This is a genomic window from Shewanella algae (assembly GCF_009183365.2).
In the GTDB taxonomy this organism is placed as follows: Bacteria; Pseudomonadota; Gammaproteobacteria; order Enterobacterales; family Shewanellaceae; genus Shewanella; species Shewanella algae.
The window spans coordinates 4,353,186-4,374,285 of record NZ_CP068230.1; the positions used below are offsets into that span (position 1 = coordinate 4,353,186).

A 21,100-nucleotide genomic window follows, 5' to 3' on the forward strand; every position below is an offset into this window, starting at 1 on the left:
CTTTTTTGTATTTGTCCCATTCCCGGCATGAGTTAATTCCCCCGCTGACTCCCCTGTTGGTTCAGATCAAAATTATTTAGTGATCTTGCTAACATACATAGTGTTTGTCTCTTTGCCATATCCCTCACCAATGGTTGAATCAGGGTATGGAGTCACCCCACCCGAGGTAGTATGATGCACCAGAATGTAAAAGCGTTACTCGCCACCACCGCGTTATTCTTCAGTTGCCAGGTTATGGCCAATGGCGGTTGTGGTTTCGAAGACAAACAGGAAGGCTTTATCGCCACCTGCAGCGAGGAGAAACAGGAAGTGATCTTAACGGGCGCAGTCGAAGCGCAGAAACTGGTGACAGAATTACCCGAATTCAGCAGTGGCTACCAGAGTTATCAGGTAGAGACAGATGCCTTAGCTCCAATAAAAGCCGTCGATAAAGCTACAGAAATTGTAGTCATCATAGGTACCTGGTGCCCGGACTGCCACAGAGAAACACCACGCTTTATCCGTATCATGGAGCAAGTGGCCAACCCTAATATCCAGGTGCGTTATATCGGGGTAGATCGCCAGAAAAAGGATCCGGAGGGCCTGGCCGCCCAATATGACTTCCAGCGGATCCCAACCTTTATTGTGCTTCAGGATGGCAAAGAGATTGGCCGTATCGTTGAACGCCCGGAAGTCTCTCTGGAGCAGGATCTGGCCAAGATCCTCAAGTAATCTTTCAAGCCACTATGCCGGGTAACCTATGGTGCACTCGGGCCGTAGCAGCCAAAAATGAGAAAAGGACCTGGTGAAGGTCCTTTTTACTGTGCCGGTGCTAAAGACTGCCTTTTGGCCAACATCTGCAACACCCCTTCGCGCAAAGCGCCGCCGGATAAATGCAGGCGTTCAATACCCAGCAGTTCAAACAGCGCCAGCAGAATAGCGATACCGGATGCAAAGGTCGGTGCCCGCTCGGGACACAGGCCGCTGATCCCATTCAGAGTCAGGCTCTCCTGAGCCAACAACTCCTGCTTCAGTGATTCCAACACCGTCAGGGTCAGAGTTTCCGATTCCTGCCTGTGTTGCAACACTTCAACCACTGACTGCACTGCTCCGGAAGCGCCGACCACCGAATGCCAGCCCAGCGCTTTCAAAGTCGATTTGTGTTCAGCCAAGGTCTGATCCACCCTGTCTCGCACATCGTCAAAGTCCAGCGGTTGCAGTGGAGCTGAGGTGAAAAAGCATTGATTGTAGGTGACACAGCCTATGGGCAGGCTGGTTTTAAACAGTACCTTTTCACCGTCACCCACAATAAACTCGGTACTGGCGCCACCTATATCTATCACCAGGCGCCGCCCTTCACCATGAGTGGTCGCCACCATGCCTTGATAGATAAGTTCGGCTTCGCGCATACCACAGATGATCTCTATCGGGTGACCTAATATTTGCAAAGCACGACGATTGAATTCATCCGCATTGCTGATACAGCGGAGGGTTGCGGTAGCAATAACGGCCACATTGGCATCATCGACTTGATGCTCCACGAGCATATTGGCGAACATGCCCAGGCAATCGAGGCCACGTTCGAATGCCGCCAGGTTGAGACTGCCATCGGCCTCGATTCCCTCGGCCAACCTCACCTTACGTTTGTATTTGGCAAGGACCTTGGGCTGGCTGCCGACAGTGCGGGCAACCAGCATATTGAAGCTATTGGAGCCAAGGGTTATGGCTGCGTAGGTGGGTTTCGGCATTCAGGAATGTCTGCGGGTCCTGTCGTGACGAGGCGGACGACCGCCACTACGATGGGCTCCCTGAGGACGTCCCTGGCCGCGATCACGGGTATTACGTGGTCCGGCATGCTTACGATGAATACGAACCGGTGCTGGAATATCATCGAGCAAAGCTTCGGCATCGTAAGAGGTTACCGGAATCGAGTGCTTGATATAATCTTCGATAGCCGGCAGGTTGAGGGCGTATTCTTCACAGGCAAAGCTGACTGAAACCCCTTTGGCACCGGCACGGCCGGTACGACCGATACGGTGAACATAGTCTTCACAGTCATCAGGCAGGTCGAAGTTATAGACATGGGACACATCAGAAATATGCAGGCCACGGGCCGCTACATCTGTGGCCACCAAAATATCCAGATCACCCTTGGTGAACAACTCCAGGATCTTAAGACGTTTCTTCTGCGGCACATCACCGGTCAGCAGACCGACTCTGTGACCATCACCTTCGAGCCAGCCCCAGAGGTTCTCACACTGATGCTTGGTGTTGGCAAAGACTATCGCCTTATCCGGCCAATCTTCTTCAATCAGGGTAAGCAGCAGTGGGATCTTGTCCTTCATCGAAGGATAGAACAGCTCTTCCTTGATGTTTTTTGAGGTCTTCTCTTCCGGTGCAATTTCGACTTTGACCGGATCATTCATATGATCATAAGCCAGCTCCTGCACCTTCATCGACAGGGTTGCCGAGAACAGCATGTTGAGCCTGTCTTTGGCATCCGGCATGCGGCGAAACAGGAAGCGAATGTCTTTGATAAAGCCGAGATCGAACATGCGATCCGCTTCATCCAACACTACGGCCTGAATAGCGCTGAGGTTGATAACCCCTTGACGCACGTAATCTATGATGCGTCCTGTAGTACCAATCAGGATATCCACGCCCTTGTCCAGCACTTTGCGCTGGGCATCATAGCCTTCGCCGCCATAGACAATCCCCACCTTGAGTTTGGTGTGTTTGGACAGCAAGGTGGCATCTTTGGCTATCTGAATCGCCAATTCCCGGGTTGGTGCCATGATGATGGCTCTGGGCTGATTAAGTTGGCGTTCTGCGGGGATGTCGGTGGAAAGTAAGTGGTTAAAAGTTGCTACCAGAAAGGCCAGGGTCTTGCCCGTACCTGTCTGCGCCTGACCGGCGATATCTTTACCCTGCAAAAGTACCGGCAGGGAAAGCGCCTGAATAGGCGTACAATATTCGAAACCGTTTTCTGCAAGTGCCTGAATTACTTCAGGATGGAGTGGCAGTTCGGCAAATTTTTGTTGGGATAAATGTGTTTCGCTCATAGCGCAAGCATACCAGTTAGGGTTGCAATAAGATACTCGATCGTTTGAAATAGCGACAAGAAAAAAACGGTGACTTGAATTGCCGTTAATCCAACCCAATATACAGGTTAAGCCATTAACAGACCAGCAATGGCAACCCAACTGGAGAACATCATGAGCGATAAAATTGTGTACCTGAGCGACGACAGCTTTGAAAATGACGTCCTGAAATCAGAACTGCCTGTATTGGTAGACTTCTGGGCCGAGTGGTGTGGCCCATGCAAGATGATCGCTCCAATCCTGGACGATGTTGCCGAAGAATACGCCGGCAAACTGACCATCGCCAAATTGAACATAGATCAGAACAACGCTTCACCTGTTAAATACGGTGTTCGCAGTATCCCAACTCTGCTGTTGTTCAAAAACGGTGAACTGGTTGCCAATCAGGTTGGCGCCCTGTCCAAGACTCAGTTGAAAGAGTTCATCGACGCCCAGATTTGATCACTCAAATCAAATAAGTGACACCCGGCACGCCCCGAAATAAAAATGTGCCGGGTTCAGTTAAACTTCTGGACGCCCTGTCCTGATAGTGCTACTTTAATAACCAGATTCTTTCTACTAACCCACTTCTCGCTGTTCAATCAACATCCATCAAGTCCAATTTGAGAGATTGAGCGCGTAAGCTTTGTCGCGTGAAACAAGACCCACCAAAAATGAATTTAACTGAATTAAAAAACAAGTCTATTGCAGACTTAGTCGCACTGGCCGAAGAAATGAAGCTGGAGAATATGGCTCGTGCCCGCAAGCAGGATATCATCTTCTCTATATTGAAAGCCCACGCCAAGAGTGGTGAAGACATCTTCGGTGGAGGCGTTCTGGAGATACTTCAGGATGGTTTTGGTTTCCTGCGCAGTGCCGATGGTTCGTATCTGGCCGGTCCCGATGATATTTATGTCTCTCCAAGCCAGATCCGTCGTTTCAACATGCGAACGGGTGACACTATTTTTGGCAAGATACGTCCCCCCAAAGAAGGCGAACGCTATTTTGCTCTGCTGAAAGTCAACGAAGTTAACTTCGACAAGCCTGAAAACTCCCGCAACAAGATCCTGTTTGAAAACCTTACCCCACTGCATGCAGAAGAACGTCTGCGTATGGAACGCGGTAACGGTTCCACCGAAGATATCACCGCCCGAATTCTGGACCTCTGCTCACCCGTGGGTAAGGGCCAACGTGGTCTGATTGTTGCTCCACCAAAAGCCGGTAAGACTCTGCTGCTGCAGAATATTGCCCAGTCCATCACCTACAACAACCCTGAAGTGGTGTTGATGGTGCTGCTGATCGACGAACGTCCTGAAGAAGTGACAGAAATGCAGCGTCTGGTTCAGGGCGAAGTGATCGCTTCCACCTTCGATGAGCCTGCAAGCCGTCACGTACAAGTTGCAGAGATGGTTATTGAAAAGGCCAAACGCCTGGTTGAGCACAAGAAAGACGTAGTGATCCTGCTGGACTCTATCACCCGTCTGGCTCGTGCTTACAACACAGTTGTGCCTTCATCAGGCAAGGTACTGACAGGTGGTGTAGATGCCAACGCACTGCACAGACCCAAGCGTTTCTTCGGTGCAGCCCGTAATATCGAAAATGGCGGCAGTCTGACCATTATCGCCACTGCGCTTATCGATACCGGCTCCAAGATGGACGAAGTAATTTACGAAGAGTTCAAGGGTACAGGTAACCAGGAACTGCATCTGTCACGCAAGGCCGCCGAGAAGCGGGTGTTCCCTGCCATTGACTTCAACCGCAGTGGTACCCGCCGTGAAGAGAAACTGACTACACCGGATGAGCTGCAGAAGATGTGGATCCTGCGTAAGATCCTCAATCCTATGGATGAAGTCAGCGCGATGGAATTCTTGATCGATAAGCTGGCAATGACCAAGACCAATGAAGAGTTCTTCACTGCGATGAAACGCACCAAGTCTTGATCGACTGACTAGTAAACCATAAAAAAAGCCGCTCCAAGAGCGGCTTTTTTGATCCAATTAGCTTATCAAGCGTCAGGAGCCTTCTCTTCCGTCAGCCCAATTGAGGCCATCCAGGATTCAAAGTCCACCATATTCCCCGGCAGGACTATCTTGCTGCCAGGCTTACTCAGACCGCTGAGCTGCGCCAGATACTGCTCACCCAGTTGCATCCGCAGCGCGTTTTTGCCACCGGGCGCAGCGATAACTTCGGCCAACTTCTCTATCGAATCTGCAGTAGCGCGGGCAATCGCCAGTATCTCCTCGGCCTTACCTTCGGCCTCGTTGATTCGGCGTTGCATCTCACCCTCTGAGTGGTTGATCATCTCCTGCTTCAAACCCTCGGAACGATTGATCTTGCTCTGCTTATCACCTTCGCTCTTGGCCAGCAATGCCCGGCGTTCACGCTCGGCATTGACCTGCATCTCCATGGCGTTTTTCACGGTTTCCGGCGGAGTAATATTCTTGATCTCATATCTATGCACCCGAATACCCCAGGAGGCGCCGGCCTGATCCAGTACCTCTACCACCTTGGCACTAATCAAGTCGCGCTCTTCAAAGGTGCGGTCCAGCTCCAGAGTGCCTATCACAGAGCGGGTGGTTGTCTGCGCCAGTTGAATGGCCGCATAGCGATAATCGGTTACCCCGTAGCTGGCCTTGACCGGATCCACCACAGAAATATAGATAACCCCATCCACCTCGACATTCACCTCGTCACTGGAGAAGCACTCCTGAGGTGGCACATCTATGGTTTCTTCTTTAAGGTCATGGATATAGGCGACCTTATCGATAAAAGGCAACAAAGCGTGGAAGCCGGCATCCAGAGTCATATGGTATTTACCCAAGCGCTCCACGATATAGGCAGATTTAGTTGGCACCAAGCGAATCGACTGAAACAGCTTGACGATAAAGATCAGGAAGATAAGCCCCCAGATCCCCAGTACTATCATGTCGGTATCTATCTGTCCCAGATTCATTTGCGCGCTCCTTTGCTACCGGCAGCAGTATTGCTGACTTGCTGAATACCCTCGAAAAAACCTTCCATCTTTGCCAGTTCAGTAGGAACCACAGAGATATCTGCCTTCTGCAATATCTCACCGACCTGTTCGATAAACTGTTCCTTCAGCTGCATGTTCATCGCCTCATTACCGCCGTTGACCGCCAGCGCCTTGGCAACCATGGCCATACTCTCGGCCTGGGCGTTGGCAACAATCGCAATCTCCTGCGCCGTACCCTGAGCCTCATTGATGCGCTTCTGTTTCTGGCCCTCTGAGATGTTAATCGCTTCCTGACGCTCACCCTGAGACAGGTTGATCATCGCCTCTTTCTCGGCGCTGGCCAGGGTGATTTCGGCGCGCTTGCGGCGCTCGGCTTCCATCTGCTTCTCCAGGGTGTGGATCACATGCCTGGATGGGCTGATATTTTTGATCTCATATCTGAGCATCTTGATCCCCCAGGGATCGGACGCCTTGTCGATTTCGCGGACAATCGCCTCGTTGAGCGCATCACGCTCGGAAAAGGTCTGGCTCAGAGTCAGTTTACCTATCTCGGAACGCATTGTGGTTTGTGCCAGGTTTACCGCCGCCAGACGATAATCTTCAATACCATAGCTGGCCAGCTTGCCGTCCATCACCTTTAGATAAACCAGGCCGTCGACTTCCAGCTGGATATTATCCTTGGAAATACAGCTCTGCGGCGGTACATCAAGCACCTGCTCACGGGTATCGTGTCGATAAGCGACTCGATCGAAGAAGGGAATTAAAAAGTGAAAGCCCGGCTGCAGTACAGTACGGAATTTCCCCAGACGTTCAATGACATGCACCTCACGCATGGGCACAATCAACATCAGCTTATAGAGAATGAACAGAACAAAAAGTATAAAAATGGTAAATGCAAACATAGAGTCCTTCCTGCTTGATTGATTATTCAGAGTCGTCGAGTGGTTCCACTACCAGAGCAATATTATCGCGACAGATAACCTTCACTCTGGTGCCGACCGGGATCTCCGAGCCGTCTCCCAGTGCGGGCCAATCCGCCCCCTGAAATTCGATGCGACCGGTTTTTTCACCCGGCCCAATGGTTTCCTTGACCCGGGCCGGCAGATTAAACAGATCCAGCTCCTCGTCGGTATTGCCAATGTGAGAGTCGCCTCCCACCAAACGTTGAGTCAGTTGCCTGAAGCTCAACAGCAAGACGATTGAGGAGATAAACCACAGGGTCAGGCTTTGTGCCCAGCCCTCGACCAAACCCACCCAGATAGCCCCGGCTACCAATAAACAGGCTGCACCGAGAAATACCACTATCCCGCCAGGCAGTATCAGTTCAGCCAGCATCAGCACTATACCGATTAAGGCCCAATAAAGCATGGGATCCGAAGACGCCATATATCCCTCCCCCAGAAATCAAGTGTCCATCTTGGCACTATATCAGCAGTTGCATCCCTTGGCGACATAATATGTCAACTTGAATCAATTGATACCTTCAGGATTCGCTGACCAAATGACTTTCAGCTCACAAAATTCAACTTTTCTTTACATCTTTGTGAGTCAAAGCTGTTGGAAATTATTTGATTTACCTTTCCAATCAATTGAATTAAATCAAAAAATGTCATTATTCAACGACCGTTTCAACAGGTTAAAAAAGCTTTGAGTCCGACGCCGTTTTTCCCTATATTGCCATGGCTTTTTGACCGGCAATCGAATCACAGAATTCAGCCTTGGTAAAACGTTTTGCCAACAGATAGCCGCCGGCACAACAGCAAACTGCTTCTGACTCTACCAAAGGGATACTCTAAGATGAAAAAAATCTGCCTGTGCGCAGCTCTGTTACTCTCACCTCAAGCATTCAGCGAACCTCTGGTGCAATGGTGGGATGTCAATATCACTGCGCTCTATGGCCAGGATTACGACCTGGCACCATCGGATAAGCAAACCACTTTTACCCTGGAAACCGCCGGCGGTTGGAAATACGGCGATTGGTTTGTGTTTCAAGACTTTATCAATTTCAACGGCCACAATGGCGGTAAGGACAGCACCACCTATGGCGAGATCTCTACTCGCTTCAGCGCCGGTAAAATTCTCGGCAAACCTGTGGGTTTTGGCCCAGTGACAGATCTGTCACTGGCGCTGACACTCGAAGAGGGCGAAGGCCCGGTGGAAACACTGCTCTACGGTATAGGTATGGACCTCAAGCTGCCCTACTTCACCTATTTCCAGCTGAACACCTATCGCCGTGATGCCCAAAACAGCGCCAATATCAGCGATGGCTGGCAGTTGACTCCAGTGTTCCGCATGGACATTCCCGTGGGCAACAGCAAGATTGTCTTCGATGGCTTTATCGACTGGGTATTTGCCGCCGATGAAGACGGCTATAAAGAAAATATCCATATCAACCCCCAGATCAAATACGACCTGGGCGCAGTGCTTTTTGGCGAAGCCAAGAAGGATAAGTTTCTGGTAGGTATCGAGTATGATTACTGGCAGAACAAGTATGGTGTGGACGGTGTCGACCAGAACACCTATTCGGTGATAGCTCAATATCATTTCTGAGCCGGGTCATGGTTCATTAAAAAGGCGCTCAGTGAGCGCCTTTTCCATTTTTACCTAATCAGGCCAGCAGTTTTCTGGCGGCGTTGACCACAATGGAAACCGCACTGACTTCAGTTTGTTTCATTGTTGCCTCATTGGGGATCTCTTGCTGGGTACGGTTGACAATCACACCGGCGACACAAGCGGCGCGCCAGCCTTGAGAGGCACACATGGTGAACAGAGTCGCAGACTCCATTTCATAATTGAGTACGCCCATTTCCTGCCACTCTTTCATTGAACCGGCAAAACGGCGGGTTACCCGGCCACTAACGGTATCATAGCGTTCCTGACCCGGGTAGAAGGTATCAGATGAGGCAGTAACCCCAATGTGTGGTTCAATACCGGCATCACGACAGGCGGCAACCATGGCAGTGGTACATTCGAAGTTAGCCACCGCAGGGAACTCCATTGGCGCAAAGTGCAAACTGGCACCATCGAGACGTACAGAAGCCTGAGTCACAATCACATCCCCGACATTCACGTGGGGCTGAATCGCACCTGTGGTGCCAACACGCAAGAAAGTATTAACCCCCAGTTGCGCCAGCTCTTCCACTGCGATAGAGGTCGAAGGACCACCAATACCGGTAGAGCAAATCACTACCGGCTTACCATCAAGATAAGCCAGATAGCTGGTGTACTCACGATGGCTGGCCAGGAAAGTCGGCTTGTCCATCAGTTCAGCGATACGTTTAACTCGTTCAGGATCGCCAGGCACGATAGCCAGTGTGGCGCCATCCAACATCTGCTTGGTCAAACCCAAGTGAAATACATCAGCCATAGTGAAAACCCCTTTCAATTTTGATTATAAAATTCGTCTTACCGAGACTCTATCCCAGTATGGAAGCGGATAAGATTAACTTGATCACAGATTTTACGGCAATAATTAAATAATCAGCCGTAACAGAGTTACCAAGTTTGCTACGATTGTCTGACTGGTTTTACAACAGATTGTTCGAAAGCATAGCAGTAAAAGGCCTCACTCACCTCCACCAAACGGTTAATCTTTCCATTGATCAAGGTCACATATTCGTCATCCCAAACAGGTTAGGGTTAACAATAATCCCCCAGCCAACAGGAGTGCGCCAATGTTTCCGGAATACCGCGATCTGATCACCAATCTCAAGAGCAGCGATAGCCATTTTCAGAAGCTTTTTGATGAACACAATCTGCTGGATAAAGAGATAAAGAATAAGGAGCAGCAGCTTTCCAGTGAATATACCCAAGAAGTCAAAGAGATGAAAAAGCGCAAACTGGAGCTGAAAGAACAGCTTTACGACATTCTCAAAGCTAACGGTTAATCCAAAACAGACAGGGCGCCACTTGGCGCCCTGTTTAAATCAATCTCAGCAAAAACCTCACTCTTGGCCGAGATTACAAATAGTAGTCTTGCAAGGGTGGGAAACCATTGAAGCACACCGCCGAATATGTGGTGGTATAAGCGCCTGTGGTCAACCAATAGAGCCTGTCACCTATGGCCAGATCCTCTGGCAAACCGTAACTGTACTGTTCATACATGATATCGGCGCTATCACAGGTAGGCCCGGCAATAACGCAAGGTTGCAGCTCCCCTTGAGCCTCGGTGTAAATCGGAAACTTAATCGCTTCGTCCATAGTCTCAATCAGCCCGGAAAACTTACCGACATCGGTAAATACCCAGCGCTCCAGTGCCGTGTTGGACTTGCGGCTGATCAATACCACCTCAGAGACCAGCACACCGGCATTGGCAATCAAGGAGCGCCCGGGTTCCAGCACTATCTTGGGCAACTGCTCACCAAAATCCTCTTTGAGGAAGTGAATGATCTGCTCGGCGTAAGTGGTGAGACTATTGGTCTTGTCGATATAGTTGGCCGGAAAGCCGCCGCCCATATTGATCATCTCCAGCACTATGCCATGTTCCTCTTTGAGCCTGTCAAAGATCACCTTAACCTTACCGATTGCCGCATCCCAAGCTCCTATGTCCCGCTGCTGTGAACCCACGTGGAACGACAAGCCGTAGGGCTTTAACCCCAACTCCTTGGCCAGCACCAAAAGCTCATAGGCCATCTCGTTCTGACAGCCGAACTTACGCGACAACGGCCAATCGGCGGTTTCTGTACCTTCGGTAAGGATCCGCACATAGACCTTGGCCCCAGGGGCTTCTTCGGCAATCATCCGCAGATCGGCCTCTGAGTCGGAGGCAAACATAGTCACGCCACGCTGGTAGAAGGCTCTGACATCCTTGCGTTTTTTAATGGTGTTGCCATAGCTTATCCGCTCAGGGGAAACACCCAACTCCATCACCATATCCAGCTCATAGATGGAAGCTATGTCAAAATTGGCCCCCTTATCTCGCAGCAAGCTGAGGATCTCAGGTGCCGGGTTGGCCTTCACTGCATAATAAACGCTGGCAAAGGGAAAGCTCTGTACCATACCATCATACTGTTTCGCGATGATCTTGGTATCTATCACCACAAAAGGTGTCACCTTATCACTGGCAAAAGCTTTGATACGCTCAAAGGTTTCATTGTCATAGTAATCAGCAACATCAATAGATTGAAATTGGCTCATTAGCCCTGTGTCTCCTCGACATTCAAGTGCGGCGAACAGCCTCGCCGAAGCGGGTTAAAATCCAGCGCAGTAAACGCTATTTCCGCCCCTCATGCAATGAATTTTTATACATTAAAATCAATTTTTTATTCCACAAATCCAAGTCGCAGCGACTACAAAATAAAAGCATTAAGAATCATGCAATTACTACTTTCACCCTCAAATACAAACCATGATTGCTGCTCGCTTGAAGGCGCTTCAAAGCAAACGGCTACTGGAACTACCTAAAGCATAGCGGCAAGCAAGAGAGCAGGGGATATTCGATTTAATGGAAGAGTATGGCGAGTATTTTGCGATTATTTTCAATCGAGCATCCGGGTAAGCTGAATGCAGATATGTCAGGAACTGCATACTGCATCCTACCGCTGATTTGGAGACTCTATGTCCGCGACACAGATAATGCCGGCGCTGTTTCTGGGCCATGGCAGCCCGATGAACGCCTTGCAAAACAACACCACCACAAAGCAGTGGCAAGAGCTGGGACAAACACTTCCCAGGCCCAGAGCGATATTGTTAATTTCGGCCCATTGGCTGACACGGGGCACCGCAATTTCCACTGCAAGCCGGCCGCAAACCATACATGATTTCGGCGGTTTTCCCGCCGAGCTCTTTGCCATGCAGTACCCGGCCGCCGGCGCGCCGGAGTTGGCGGAGTTGGCGGAGTTGGCGGAGCAGATTGCTGCCAGTCTGAGCATTCCTGTCACTCGTATCGACTCGCAAGGGTTGGATCATGGCAGTTGGTCGGCCTTGGTCCACCTTTATCCCGAGGCCGATATTCCGGTATTTCAATTGAGTCTGGATCAAAACCTCAGAGCGCAGCAGCAGTTCCAAGTTGGACGCGAGTTAAGGCGCTGGCGCGAGCAAGGCGTACTGATCATAGGTTCAGGCAATGTGGTCCACAATCTGCGCGCCTTGGCACCAGGCAGCCCACCATTGCCTTGGGCATCCCGGTTTAACCAGGCGGTTACCGAGGGTTTAATAGCTGAAGAAGATCAGGCGCTGCTGGACTACAAAACTTTGGTCGATACCGGCACGGCCGAGCTGTGTCATCCAACAGATGAGCATCTGCAGCCACTGTTTTATTTGTTGGGAAGCGCCTTCCCGGGAGAGCGCAGGCTGCTGTTCAACAACAGCCTGGAGATGGGGGCTATCAGTATGTTGAGTCTGCAGCTCGGCTGAGGCTTGAGCTGCGAAGGGCTCAGTCTTGCAGCCCGGCGTCTTTGAGAGCCTGCTTCAGGGCTTCGGCGTCATCAAAGTATTGCAGTTTGGTGATGGTCAACTGGTCCAGAGAGATCAGGCTGGCGGCATCCTTGGCGGCGGGCAGTAATTTGCTGATCTCACCCTCTTTGTCCAGGGCAATACTGAAACTCAGATCCCGCATCTGTGGGATGGCAACAAATTTGGCAATCAAGGATGGCATACCGCTGATATCGGCCAGATAAAAGATACCCGCCTGCTGCAACGCCTGGTTATCGCGGCCTTCGAGTGCGGTTTTGATGATCTCACCACCTTTCATGCTGCGGCCAAACAATAGATACTTGGCTGAAGTGTCCAACACCATGGCGGCTTCATGCTGATCCTGCAGTGAAATCGGTTTCAGCGTGTCACCCACGGCATATTCGGAAGCCTGGATCATAGGGCTGGCCAGCATGGTCAGACACAGAGAGAGCAGTATTGCAAAAGACCTCATATAGTTCCCTTTTAATTTGCCACAACAAAGAGGCAGAATACCCTGTTATTGAATACAAGTGAGTGACATGACTCAGGAATATTGTTTCCATATCTTGCGGCATTTCAGGAAAGGAGCCAAGCAATGAAGAATACCGGGTTGGAGCTGGAGTTGGCACAGCTGCAAAATGTCTATGATCTGATAACCGAGTTTTTGGTGAAATACAGCTTCCAACTCTTGGGAGCACTGATCATCTTTCTGCTGGGACTGTGGCTGGCCGCCAAGGTAGCCAACACAGTCAGCCGCCAGTTGGAAAAACACAATGTCGACGTCACTCTGGCCACTTTTGTCACTCATTTGGTGCGGATACTGATCATCATAATGATTGCCATCATCGCCTTGGGCAAACTGGGGATCAGCGTCACCCCCATGGTGGCAGCCATAGGTGCCGCGTCACTGGGCGCCGGTTTGGCAATTCAGGGCATGCTGTCCAACTATGCCGCCGGGGTGACCATTATAGTCACCCGTCCCTTTATCGTGGGCAATACCATCACGGTCAAAGGAGTCACAGGCCTGGTGAAGGATATTCGCCTGGGGCTGACCATACTCACCAACGAGGAGGGCGAGCAGATCAGTATTCCCAACAAACACATTATCGGCGAGATACTGCACAACTCCTTTGCCAACAAATTGGTAGAAACCCACTTCAACATCGACTATAAAGCCGATCCCCAGCAGGCGATAGCCATAGCTCAGGCGGTGCTCGGCAGCCATCCCAGTGTCGATGCCAACTCCCCATCACAGGTGGGTATCAATGGTTTCAACAGCACAGGCATAGATATAGGTGTGCGCTATTGGGTCCCAACCGCCAGCTATTTTCAGGATAAGTACCAAATAAATCTGCAAATCTGGCAAGGTCTGCAACAAGCAGGGATCCAGATCCCTTGCCCGGCACGGGACATAAGGATCACTGAGCGGCAAGAGGACTGATCACAAGCCTCTTTGCCACTCGGCTCGCAGGGCGAAGCGTCCTGCGAGCGCCTCCTCAACCGTCGCCAACAACCTGGTCTTGTCCCGCCCAAGTATGCCTTTCAACACCAAGTAATTGGAAGCATGATCCGAGCGGAAAATGGTCTGCTCTAACTCCAGCGCCTGCAGCAAATAACGCATCTCCTGCAACAGTTGTCTTTGGTCCGGCATTTGAAAGTCGCCATCAAACGCACTATCCATTCTTTCCTTGCCAAGTGGCAGAGTCACCACCAGGGTGCTGAGATAATCCGGCTGCGCCGCATTCATCAGTCGCGCCGAATTAAGTGCGTGTTGCTTCGATAAAGCCACGCCACCCAGACCATTGAGTATCATCACAGATGACTTTATTCCGGCGGCACGAATTTTCTCCAGCGCCGCCAGCGAGGAGGCGTAACTCTCACCCTTGCCGATACGGGTCAGCACCTGATCATCACCACTCTCGCAACCGACGTACAGCAAGGACAACTTGAGTTGCCGCAATAGCTGCAACTGCTCCACACTCTTGTTGTCTAGGTTGCGCGGCAAACAATAGCTACTGATGCGACTGACATTGGGCAAGTAGTGATGAATAAGCTCACAAATCTGTTCAAGCCTGGCAAACGGCAGGGTCATGGCATCACCATCGGCCAGAAACACCCGGTTCACCTCGGCGCCGGAAGCCGCTACCCGGCGCAGGTCTGCTTCCACCTTTTCCAACTTGAACGCCCTGAAGCGCTTCTGCTCCTGGGTATACATGTCGCAAAAGGCGCAGCGATTCCAGCTGCAACCATTGGTCACCTGCAGTATGAGAGATTTCCACTCCGATGGCGGCCGAAACACAGGTTCAATATATGACAACATGCTGCTCCTTGTTTATGACTCAATCGATTTTGCCCCTGTTGTCGGAGGCGGCAGGCTTAAGCCCTGATGCTAATCCCAAAACACTAATTTGCATATTTTTTGCCCAAAGTCATATTTTACCCCGTGCAAGCCTGTTATATTAGCCGAATACGTAACAACTGCAGCGCCTTATAGTCCGCGAGTGCCAACCTGGGGTAAGAGTCACTATGATCGCCACACAAGTACCTGACAGACGAAAGCCGGATGCCGACCAGGTCAGCAATAGCATTCATTGGCATGCCATGACTGCCGAGCAACAACTCGCCTTCTATCGCTTACAGGGATATGGTTATCGCTTGCTGTTTGTACGTAACCTGCTCAGTGGCCCCTTGGCCATCATAGCTCAGCATGCGCAGCTGGCGACCATCTCCTCGGCAGGTGAGCTGGACCTGCAGCCGGACATTCGTCTCCGAGCCTGAAAAATGCCCCTAACGGGGCATTTTTAGTTGCAGCTGTTTTCAACTCATACCAGAAATATCAGACGATGATTTCCTGATAAGTCTCTACATGATGGGACTCTACCAGCTCAGGCATCTGCTGATGGAAATAGTGCTGGATGGCGTCTTTGGCGCAGTGCTGGTCGAAAGATTCGATGTCGACAAACTTCTCAACGAAAGTGATTCTGCGCGGCTCATCGCGACTCTGATTCAGTTCGTAGCGAATGCAGCCATCCTCCTTGCGGGTGTCCGGGATCAGCGCTCCCAGAGCCTCAATCAAGGCCTGCTCCTTACCCGGCTTGGCCAGAAAGCTGGCCACACAAACGATTTGACGCTGGTTTATACGATATAACGACATTCAAGTGTCCTTCTTTTGAGAGTGCAACAACATATCCAGATGGGGAATGCCATCTTCCAGATAGACCTCTGAAACCGCTTCAAACCCCAAACTCTGATAAAACGCCCGCAGATACTCCTGCGCACCAATCTTGATATCTTCAGCGGGCCACAGCTTATGGCAGCCGCCAATCGCTTCCTGCATCAGCTGTCTGGCACGGCCACCACCTCGGGCCTTGGCCGCAACGGCCACCCGGCCGATACTGACCTGGGAATAACTGACCCCGGCAGGCAGCAGCCTGGCATAGGCCAACAGCTCCCCGGAACTGCTGCGGCCAAGCAGGTGCATGGCCCCAGCCGCTCTGTCTTTTTCATCCAACTCTGGGTAGGGACAATTTTGCTCTACCACAAAGATATCCACCCTGAGTTTCATCAATTCATAGAGGGTGTCCAAGGTTAACTCAGCAAAGGGTAATAATTGCCACTGCACGGATAGTACTCTGTTATTTATCGGGAACTCAGCCTACACCAGTCTGAAATTCGGCGCAAAAAAATGCCCGCAACAGGGCGGGCCAAAGGGTATGAAGAAAATGTTTCGGATTACGCCTGAGGTGCTGCCTTACGGATAGACAGCACGGCCACCACGGCAAGAACCAACAGGCAGCCCATGATAAAAAACACATCGTTGTAGGCCTGTACATAGGCTTGTTGGGTCATGGTCTGCGCTAATAAGGCCTTGGCTTGTGCCGAAGCCGTGACCGGATCTGAGCCGGCTGCCTGCAACAGCGCCGCGTTGGCGTTGAGCGCCTCATAGGCTCCGGCACTCACGGCGGGCACGGTTTCCTTGATATGCGCCAGATGCATTCTGGAAAGGTTGTCTGTCAGAGTCGCCACCAGCGCAATCCCAAAGGCGCCGCCCAGGTTGCGCACGACATTGAGCACGGTCGACGCAGATGGCGTTTGCTCAGGCTTGAGATGCATTGTCGCCAGGATCCCAATCGGCACCATGATAAAGGGCTGTCCCAAGGCTCGAACCACCTGCGACGCTATCATTTGCGGTCCGGCATAATCCATGGTCATATGGCTGTTCATGTAATAGCTGAGCGCCAACATGGCAAAACCGAACGCCGCCAGGTAACGGCCGTCAACTTTCTGCATTAGTCTCGGCACCAGTGGCAACACCAGGAGCTGTGGAAATCCCATCCACATAATGACCTCACCGATTTCCAACGGGCTGTAGTCATGTAGCTGCGACAGAAACAGCGGGATCATATAGATGGCACCAAACAGCGCCGCCCCCAATAGGAAATAGGCTAAGGTAGAAATAGCAAAGTCTCTCTGCCCAAGAAGCCTTAAATTCACCAAAGGTGCAGACTTGCGCAGCTGAATCCAGATAAACAGGCAGATATTGATTGCCGCTATGATGGCCAGATTACGGATCAGATCCGAGCCAAACCAATCCTTGCGATTACCCTCCTCCAACACCACTTCCAGGCATCCCATCCCCAGCGCCATAGTCACTATCCCTGAATAGTCGGCGTTGCTGAGTTTGTCCCAGAGAATCGGCTTCTTCTCCAAACCGTAAGCCAACATGGCCATCACTACCAAGCCAGGGGGAAGATTAATGTAAAACAGATAGTGCCAGCTGAGGTGTTCGGTCAACCAGCCGCCCAGAGTGGGGCCAATGGAAGGCGCAAAAGTTGCCGTTACCCCAAACAATGCCATACCGACGGCGCGTTTTTCAGTGGGCAAGCATTCGAGAATCAAGCGAAACGCCAGGGGAATAAGGGCGCCACCAAAGAAGCCCTGCAGTGCCCGAAAGGCGATCATCGCCTCCAAATTCCAGGCAAATGAACAGAGCAGCGAAGCCACAATAAAGGCCAGCGCGTTCCAAAGCAGATAGCGCCGCACCGACAGACCTGTGCTCAACCAGCCGGACAGGGGAATAGCTATCATCTCGGCCACCAGATAGGCAGTCGAGATCCAGGATCCCTCTTCCAACGTGGCCCCCAGACTACCCTGGATCTCCTTCATCGACGCATTGGTGATCTGAATATCCAGAATCGCCATAAAGGCGCCAATCAGGCCGCCGAATACGGCTATCCAGGCGCGGCGTGAGCCGGGTCCATAGCTGTCATCCTGCGACGCGGCAGTGGCTGCTGTGATTGCAACTTGAGTCATCTGAGTTCAAGCTTCAGCGGCGGGCGATGGCATCAAGGGGGCCACCGGTCTCGGTATCAACACTGACAACGGCACTGAGTCCGGGCATCACTCTGGCATCTTCTTCTGCCAACTGCAGGCGGATCCTTACCGGGATCCTCTGAACTATCTTGGTAAAGTTACCCGTGGCATTTTCCGCCGGTAACAGACTGAATTTGGCGCCGGAGGCCGGTGACAGGCTATCGATAACACCAGTAAAGGTTTTGTCGGGAAACGCATCGAGCTTTACCTGCACCGGCTGACCGGGCTGCATATGCTGGATCTGGGTCTCTTTGAAGTTCGCCGTGATCCATACGGCCCCATCCGGCACCAAACTGAACAGCGACTGCCCCGGCTGGACGTATTGCCCCACCATGGCGCCGCGTTTGCCCACAACTCCAGAAAATGGAGCCCGCACCTGAGTATCAGCCAGTTGAATTTTAGCCAGTTCCAAACTGGCACCCGCTTCCTGACTCTTGGCCTCGGCCTGGGTTAATTGGGCATTAAACACTGCCAGTTCCCGCTCTTTGGCATTGAGTGCGGCTTTGGCTTCATCCAGACGAGCCGCGGCAGAATCGGCAGCGGCCGTCAGCTGATCCACATCATCCTGGGAACTGTAATTTTTCTGTCTGAGTTTTTCGGAGCGCTCCAACTGCTGACGGGCACGATGCAAATCTGACTCGGCGGCGACCACTCCTGCCTTGGCCTGAGTGATCAATGCCTGCTGCAGATCGACCTTGGCAGCCAAAGTGGTCAATTCGGCTCTGGCACTGTCCAGTGCCGCCTGCTCCTGCGACAACTTGGCCTGATACTGGCTGTCTTCAAGTTGTGCCAACAACTGCCCTGCTTCTACGTGCTGGTTGTCTGTAATATCGGTTTTAACCACATAACCCGGCACCTTTACACTCAGGTGAGAAATGTCGGTTTCAACATAAGCGTTGTCTGTGGTTTCGATAAATCTGAGTTGCTGATACCAGTACCAACCGCCGCCCAAGATGGCCACCAGCAGCACAGATCCCCCAATCAGCATCTTGGGCTTCAACATAATTAGACTCCTGAATTTTGGAGTGGTATTTTACAACTGTCTCAGCAGATTTATTAGATGCCATACACTCAACCCACTGTTTCACAGGTGTAACAATAATATGGATCTCAATCGGGTACAGATTTTTGCGCAAGTTGTTGATAAAGGAAGCTTTACTGCCGCAGCCAAGGCGATGGGCATCACCAAAGCGACCGTCAGCCGTAAGATAGCCGAGTTGGAGCACAGCACAGGGGTACAGCTGTTGTTGCGCACCACCCGCAGCCTGAAACTGACTGAGGCAGGTTCAATTTACTTCAACAAAGTCAATAAAATACTCACAGATTTACGCAGCGCCGAAGATCAACTCAGCGCCAGCCAACAGACAATCCGTGGTAATTTGCGTATCGTTTGCCCGATAGAGTTTGGCCAACAGGCACTCGGTCCTGTGATCGCCAGGTTTCTGGAAGACTATCCGCAAATGCAGATAGAAGCCGAGCTGACCAACCGCAAGGTGGATATGGTCGAAGAAGGTGTCGATGTGATGTTTCATGTCCAGGGATTGGATGACCCCAGACTGGAACACTTTCGCCTGGTACATGCCCACAAGGTGTTGATGGCCAGCCCGGAATATCTAGAGAGGTTCGGCACGCCAACGACACCCGATGAACTGCTTAACCACAGAGGAATACGCCTGGCATCGCCCTACATAGATGGCAATTGGCGGATTTTTGATGGCAAGCAGTGGCAAGAGATAGTCCCCGACTGTCGCTTGCAGGTCAACAATATCACCCTGGCCAGAGAAGCCGCTATAGATGGCCTTGGGATCGCCAGCCTACCTATGATGATCGCCCATGATGCGCTGCAACGGGGTGACTTGTTGCCGATACTGCAGGACTTTCCCATGGAACATGTCACCATCAATCTCATCTACCCCAAGCGTGCCTATCTACCGAGAAAGTGCCGCACCTTTGTTGAATACTTTTATGAGGCGCTATTTCAGCGCTGGGGCAGTCTGGTACTGGACATCCCTCCCTATGTCATTCCCCCGGAGAATTTGGCCCAGATGACCCCGACCAATATCTGCTGTGACCAATGAGGGTTTGCTTTTCCGATCTCCTTGGGCTATGGTGAGGGCCAGTTAGATTTTTTCCCTTATTTTTAAGTGCTTGCACTTGCATTGATGTTGCGGAGTCTCATTATGTACAGTCACACTTTACCTCTCAAGAGCACTTCACTGACATTTCCAGTGTAAGCCGGGTGCGGCCACGCATCCGGCAGTAGCAAAGTTTTCTATTCATTTTCCGTTTCAGCCTGTGAGGTTGTGGTGGTGTATAAATCTTTGTCTGCACTGGCAGATCTATTTTCATTCAAAACATCGCAGCTCTATCTGCAAAACTCGTTCAATGTGTCGTTGAGGCCACTGACCCTGGCATCGGTGATCGCCAGGCTGGCACAGCCCTGTCCCGGCGGCGGTGTGGTGCACCCGGGAACCAAGGCGCGTCTGCAAAACCTGAAAACCGGCGAGTTTCTGGAGGTGGAGTTGGTTTATCCACAACAACATGATCCCGACTCCGGCCGCTACTCTGTATTGTCCGATCTGGGTGAGGCCCTGCTCGGATGTACGCTGGATGATCTGATTGAAGTGGATGTACCGGGTGGCCCTGTGCTGTTTCAGATCCTGTCCCTGAACCAGCCAAGGCCCTGCCTGCCGGCCTGATTGCATGCTTATTGACGCTTAAAAAGAGGAGACAGTGCCTTGAAGTGTTTAACTCAGCCGTGAATGGCCCGGACAGGATGATCCGGGGTTTGGCTTAATCCTCGACGGCCACCGCCTCTTTCCCGGTCGGTCGAAGGGGAAACAGCCCTCTCTCTGGCAAAGCGGCGGCGTAGAGAGAGGTCATTGAAGAGGAGATACGCTCATGAGTAAAGAAAAAGCAAAGAAAAAACCGACTAAATCCCTGAAAGAAAAACGACGGGAAAAACGCGAAAAACGCGCAGATCAGGAGTAATCCCAAACTACTCCTTAGGGAAGGTGAAAATAAGTCCCATGTGTGCTCTGCGTCGGCTTACAGGCCTGAATGCAAGGCGTGGTTCGCAGCAAATGGCCTAGTCCTTTGCAAGAAACACAACACAGCAGGCAGGCCTGTAAGCCACGCCCTTCGGGGCTTTCACAGCAACGGGCTCTCTGCGTTATCCGACTTCGACAGGCCCCGGCATGCCTTCAGTCAGATGCCTTGAACGCCAATTGCTGTGTAAGCCACTCTCTACAAAAGAGAGTGCCACGAGGACTTGTTCGCACCTTCCTTAGTTTCGAGCCAC

Annotated in this window: 23 protein-coding genes; 10 read left to right on the forward strand and 13 right to left on the reverse strand. The window is 51.5% G+C overall.

What is annotated here, in order from left to right; all coding sequences use genetic code 11:
* Window positions 1-174 precede the first annotated feature (174 nt).
* A complete protein-coding gene (locus E1N14_RS19455; RefSeq protein ID WP_028781367.1) occupies window positions 175-711 on the forward strand; it encodes a thioredoxin family protein in 537 nt (178 codons plus the stop codon).
* A gap of 86 nt (window positions 712-797) precedes the next feature.
* On the opposite strand, the gene E1N14_RS19460 is transcribed toward E1N14_RS19455, so the two are convergent.
* Both E1N14_RS19460 and rhlB read right to left on the reverse strand, forming a co-directional pair.
* The gene (locus E1N14_RS19460) at window positions 798-1,727 is read right to left on the reverse strand and encodes a Ppx/GppA phosphatase family protein (RefSeq protein WP_025011565.1); all 930 of its coding nucleotides are present in this window, start codon (window positions 1,725-1,727) and stop codon (window positions 798-800) included.
* A complete protein-coding gene (gene rhlB, locus E1N14_RS19465) occupies window positions 1,728-3,041 on the reverse strand; it encodes an ATP-dependent RNA helicase RhlB (RefSeq protein ID WP_025011564.1) in 1,314 nt (437 codons plus the stop codon). It abuts the gene before it with no gap.
* Window positions 3,042-3,194: 153 nt separating this feature from the next.
* Between rhlB and trxA the strand changes: the two genes are divergently transcribed.
* Together trxA and rho are read left to right on the forward strand one after the other, a co-directional pair.
* Window positions 3,195-3,521, forward strand: a complete 327-nt coding sequence (trxA, locus tag E1N14_RS19470; protein WP_025011563.1) for a thioredoxin TrxA — start codon at window positions 3,195-3,197, stop codon at window positions 3,519-3,521.
* A 212-nt stretch (window positions 3,522-3,733) separates the two neighbouring features.
* Complete coding sequence (gene rho / locus E1N14_RS19475; protein ID WP_025011562.1) at window positions 3,734-4,999, forward strand: transcription termination factor Rho; 1,266 nt, start codon at window positions 3,734-3,736, stop codon at window positions 4,997-4,999.
* Window positions 5,000-5,064: 65 nt separating this feature from the next.
* On the opposite strand, the gene E1N14_RS19480 is transcribed toward rho, so the two are convergent.
* Genes E1N14_RS19480 through E1N14_RS19490 form a run of 3 tightly spaced genes read right to left on the reverse strand, consistent with a single transcriptional unit; the run spans window position 5,065 to window position 7,419 of the window.
* The gene (locus E1N14_RS19480; protein ID WP_025011561.1) at window positions 5,065-6,012 is read right to left on the reverse strand and encodes an SPFH domain-containing protein; all 948 of its coding nucleotides are present in this window, start codon (window positions 6,010-6,012) and stop codon (window positions 5,065-5,067) included.
* Window positions 6,009-6,935 (reverse strand): SPFH domain-containing protein, encoded by a 927-nt coding sequence (locus E1N14_RS19485; protein ID WP_025011560.1) that lies wholly within the window; start codon window positions 6,933-6,935, stop codon window positions 6,009-6,011. The genes E1N14_RS19480 and E1N14_RS19485 overlap by 4 nt, the downstream gene beginning before the upstream one ends.
* 22 nt (window positions 6,936-6,957) lie before the next feature.
* Window positions 6,958-7,419 carry an NfeD family protein gene (locus E1N14_RS19490; RefSeq protein WP_025011559.1) on the reverse strand — a complete coding sequence of 154 codons (462 nt, stop codon included), beginning with the start codon at window positions 7,417-7,419 and terminating at the stop codon, window positions 6,958-6,960.
* A gap of 411 nt (window positions 7,420-7,830) precedes the next feature.
* Between E1N14_RS19490 and E1N14_RS19495 the strand changes: the two genes are divergently transcribed.
* A complete protein-coding gene (locus E1N14_RS19495) occupies window positions 7,831-8,583 on the forward strand; it encodes an outer membrane protein OmpK (protein ID WP_025011558.1) in 753 nt (250 codons plus the stop codon).
* A 58-nt stretch (window positions 8,584-8,641) separates the two neighbouring features.
* Here E1N14_RS19495 and udp read toward each other — a convergent pair whose 3' ends face one another.
* Complete coding sequence (gene udp / locus E1N14_RS19500) at window positions 8,642-9,400, reverse strand: uridine phosphorylase (RefSeq protein WP_025011557.1); 759 nt, start codon at window positions 9,398-9,400, stop codon at window positions 8,642-8,644.
* A 307-nt stretch (window positions 9,401-9,707) separates the two neighbouring features.
* On the opposite strand from udp, the gene E1N14_RS19505 reads away from it, so the two are divergent.
* Complete coding sequence (locus tag E1N14_RS19505; protein WP_025011556.1) at window positions 9,708-9,920, forward strand: HP1242/YdcH family protein; 213 nt, start codon at window positions 9,708-9,710, stop codon at window positions 9,918-9,920.
* A 73-nt stretch (window positions 9,921-9,993) separates the two neighbouring features.
* Here the strand turns inward: E1N14_RS19505 and E1N14_RS19510 are convergent, their stop codons facing one another.
* Window positions 9,994-11,169 (reverse strand): type III PLP-dependent enzyme, encoded by a 1,176-nt coding sequence (locus E1N14_RS19510; protein WP_025011555.1) that lies wholly within the window; start codon window positions 11,167-11,169, stop codon window positions 9,994-9,996.
* Window positions 11,170-11,589: 420 nt separating this feature from the next.
* Here E1N14_RS19510 and ygiD point away from each other — a divergent pair, with 420 nt between their 5' ends.
* Window positions 11,590-12,387, forward strand: a complete 798-nt coding sequence (gene ygiD / locus E1N14_RS19515; RefSeq protein ID WP_025011554.1) for a 4,5-DOPA-extradiol-dioxygenase — start codon at window positions 11,590-11,592, stop codon at window positions 12,385-12,387.
* Window positions 12,388-12,406: 19 nt separating this feature from the next.
* Here the strand turns inward: ygiD and E1N14_RS19520 are convergent, their stop codons facing one another.
* A complete protein-coding gene (locus tag E1N14_RS19520) occupies window positions 12,407-12,898 on the reverse strand; it encodes a hypothetical protein (protein WP_037437423.1) in 492 nt (163 codons plus the stop codon).
* A 123-nt stretch (window positions 12,899-13,021) separates the two neighbouring features.
* On the opposite strand from E1N14_RS19520, the gene E1N14_RS19525 reads away from it, so the two are divergent.
* The gene (locus tag E1N14_RS19525; protein WP_025011552.1) at window positions 13,022-13,867 is read left to right on the forward strand and encodes a mechanosensitive ion channel family protein; all 846 of its coding nucleotides are present in this window, start codon (window positions 13,022-13,024) and stop codon (window positions 13,865-13,867) included.
* Here E1N14_RS19525 and E1N14_RS19530 read toward each other — a convergent pair whose 3' ends face one another.
* On the reverse strand, window positions 13,868-14,746 hold the full coding sequence (locus E1N14_RS19530; protein ID WP_025011551.1) for a radical SAM protein: 879 nt from the start codon (window positions 14,744-14,746) through the stop codon (window positions 13,868-13,870). It lies immediately after the preceding gene.
* Window positions 14,747-14,952: 206 nt separating this feature from the next.
* Between E1N14_RS19530 and E1N14_RS19535 the strand changes: the two genes are divergently transcribed.
* Complete coding sequence (locus E1N14_RS19535) at window positions 14,953-15,204, forward strand: hypothetical protein (protein ID WP_025011550.1); 252 nt, start codon at window positions 14,953-14,955, stop codon at window positions 15,202-15,204.
* A gap of 58 nt (window positions 15,205-15,262) precedes the next feature.
* On the opposite strand, the gene E1N14_RS19540 is transcribed toward E1N14_RS19535, so the two are convergent.
* The 4 genes from E1N14_RS19540 to E1N14_RS19555 form a co-directional block, all read right to left on the reverse strand.
* A complete protein-coding gene (locus E1N14_RS19540) occupies window positions 15,263-15,580 on the reverse strand; it encodes a putative quinol monooxygenase (RefSeq protein ID WP_025011549.1) in 318 nt (105 codons plus the stop codon).
* Window positions 15,581-16,048 carry a GNAT family N-acetyltransferase gene (locus E1N14_RS19545; protein WP_025011548.1) on the reverse strand — a complete coding sequence of 156 codons (468 nt, stop codon included), beginning with the start codon at window positions 16,046-16,048 and terminating at the stop codon, window positions 15,581-15,583.
* Window positions 16,049-16,158: 110 nt separating this feature from the next.
* Complete coding sequence (locus E1N14_RS19550; RefSeq protein WP_025011547.1) at window positions 16,159-17,739, reverse strand: DHA2 family efflux MFS transporter permease subunit; 1,581 nt, start codon at window positions 17,737-17,739, stop codon at window positions 16,159-16,161.
* 13 nt (window positions 17,740-17,752) lie between these two features.
* A complete protein-coding gene (locus tag E1N14_RS19555; RefSeq protein ID WP_025011546.1) occupies window positions 17,753-18,802 on the reverse strand; it encodes an HlyD family secretion protein in 1,050 nt (349 codons plus the stop codon).
* Window positions 18,803-18,902: 100 nt separating this feature from the next.
* On the opposite strand from E1N14_RS19555, the gene E1N14_RS19560 reads away from it, so the two are divergent.
* On the forward strand, window positions 18,903-19,877 hold the full coding sequence (locus E1N14_RS19560) for a LysR family transcriptional regulator (RefSeq protein WP_062793672.1): 975 nt from the start codon (window positions 18,903-18,905) through the stop codon (window positions 19,875-19,877).
* A gap of 231 nt (window positions 19,878-20,108) precedes the next feature.
* Complete coding sequence (locus E1N14_RS19565; RefSeq protein ID WP_162173448.1) at window positions 20,109-20,498, forward strand: GreA/GreB family elongation factor; 390 nt, start codon at window positions 20,109-20,111, stop codon at window positions 20,496-20,498.
* The last annotated feature ends 602 nt before the right edge of the window (window positions 20,499-21,100 follow it).

What these genes read in the sequence shown, in the direction of transcription:
- E1N14_RS19510 (WP_025011555.1), bottom strand. Translation starts at nt 11,169, where the DNA reads ATGAGCCAATTTCAATCTATTGATGTTGCTGATTACTATGACAATGAA.
- E1N14_RS19535 (WP_025011550.1), top strand. Translation starts at nt 14,953, where the DNA reads ATGATCGCCACACAAGTACCTGACAGACGAAAGCCGGATGCCGACCAG.
- trxA (WP_025011563.1), top strand. Translation starts at nt 3,195, where the DNA reads ATGAGCGATAAAATTGTGTACCTGAGCGACGACAGCTTTGAAAATGAC.
- E1N14_RS19550 (WP_025011547.1), bottom strand. Translation starts at nt 17,739, where the DNA reads ATGACTCAAGTTGCAATCACAGCAGCCACTGCCGCGTCGCAGGATGAC.
- E1N14_RS19505 (WP_025011556.1), top strand. Translation starts at nt 9,708, where the DNA reads ATGTTTCCGGAATACCGCGATCTGATCACCAATCTCAAGAGCAGCGAT.
- E1N14_RS19555 (WP_025011546.1), bottom strand. Translation starts at nt 18,802, where the DNA reads ATGTTGAAGCCCAAGATGCTGATTGGGGGATCTGTGCTGCTGGTGGCC.
- rhlB (WP_025011564.1), bottom strand. Translation starts at nt 3,041, where the DNA reads ATGAGCGAAACACATTTATCCCAACAAAAATTTGCCGAACTGCCACTC.
- E1N14_RS19490 (WP_025011559.1), bottom strand. Translation starts at nt 7,419, where the DNA reads ATGGCGTCTTCGGATCCCATGCTTTATTGGGCCTTAATCGGTATAGTG.
- E1N14_RS19455 (WP_028781367.1), top strand. Translation starts at nt 175, where the DNA reads ATGCACCAGAATGTAAAAGCGTTACTCGCCACCACCGCGTTATTCTTC.
- udp (WP_025011557.1), bottom strand. Translation starts at nt 9,400, where the DNA reads ATGGCTGATGTATTTCACTTGGGTTTGACCAAGCAGATGTTGGATGGC.
- E1N14_RS19540 (WP_025011549.1), bottom strand. Translation starts at nt 15,580, where the DNA reads ATGTCGTTATATCGTATAAACCAGCGTCAAATCGTTTGTGTGGCCAGC.
- rho (WP_025011562.1), top strand. Translation starts at nt 3,734, where the DNA reads ATGAATTTAACTGAATTAAAAAACAAGTCTATTGCAGACTTAGTCGCA.
- E1N14_RS19495 (WP_025011558.1), top strand. Translation starts at nt 7,831, where the DNA reads ATGAAAAAAATCTGCCTGTGCGCAGCTCTGTTACTCTCACCTCAAGCA.
- E1N14_RS19460 (WP_025011565.1), bottom strand. Translation starts at nt 1,727, where the DNA reads ATGCCGAAACCCACCTACGCAGCCATAACCCTTGGCTCCAATAGCTTC.
- E1N14_RS19485 (WP_025011560.1), bottom strand. Translation starts at nt 6,935, where the DNA reads ATGTTTGCATTTACCATTTTTATACTTTTTGTTCTGTTCATTCTCTAT.
- E1N14_RS19525 (WP_025011552.1), top strand. Translation starts at nt 13,022, where the DNA reads ATGAAGAATACCGGGTTGGAGCTGGAGTTGGCACAGCTGCAAAATGTC.
- E1N14_RS19560 (WP_062793672.1), top strand. Translation starts at nt 18,903, where the DNA reads ATGGATCTCAATCGGGTACAGATTTTTGCGCAAGTTGTTGATAAAGGA.
- ygiD (WP_025011554.1), top strand. Translation starts at nt 11,590, where the DNA reads ATGTCCGCGACACAGATAATGCCGGCGCTGTTTCTGGGCCATGGCAGC.
- E1N14_RS19530 (WP_025011551.1), bottom strand. Translation starts at nt 14,746, where the DNA reads ATGTTGTCATATATTGAACCTGTGTTTCGGCCGCCATCGGAGTGGAAA.
- E1N14_RS19480 (WP_025011561.1), bottom strand. Translation starts at nt 6,012, where the DNA reads ATGAATCTGGGACAGATAGATACCGACATGATAGTACTGGGGATCTGG.
- E1N14_RS19520 (WP_037437423.1), bottom strand. Translation starts at nt 12,898, where the DNA reads ATGAGGTCTTTTGCAATACTGCTCTCTCTGTGTCTGACCATGCTGGCC.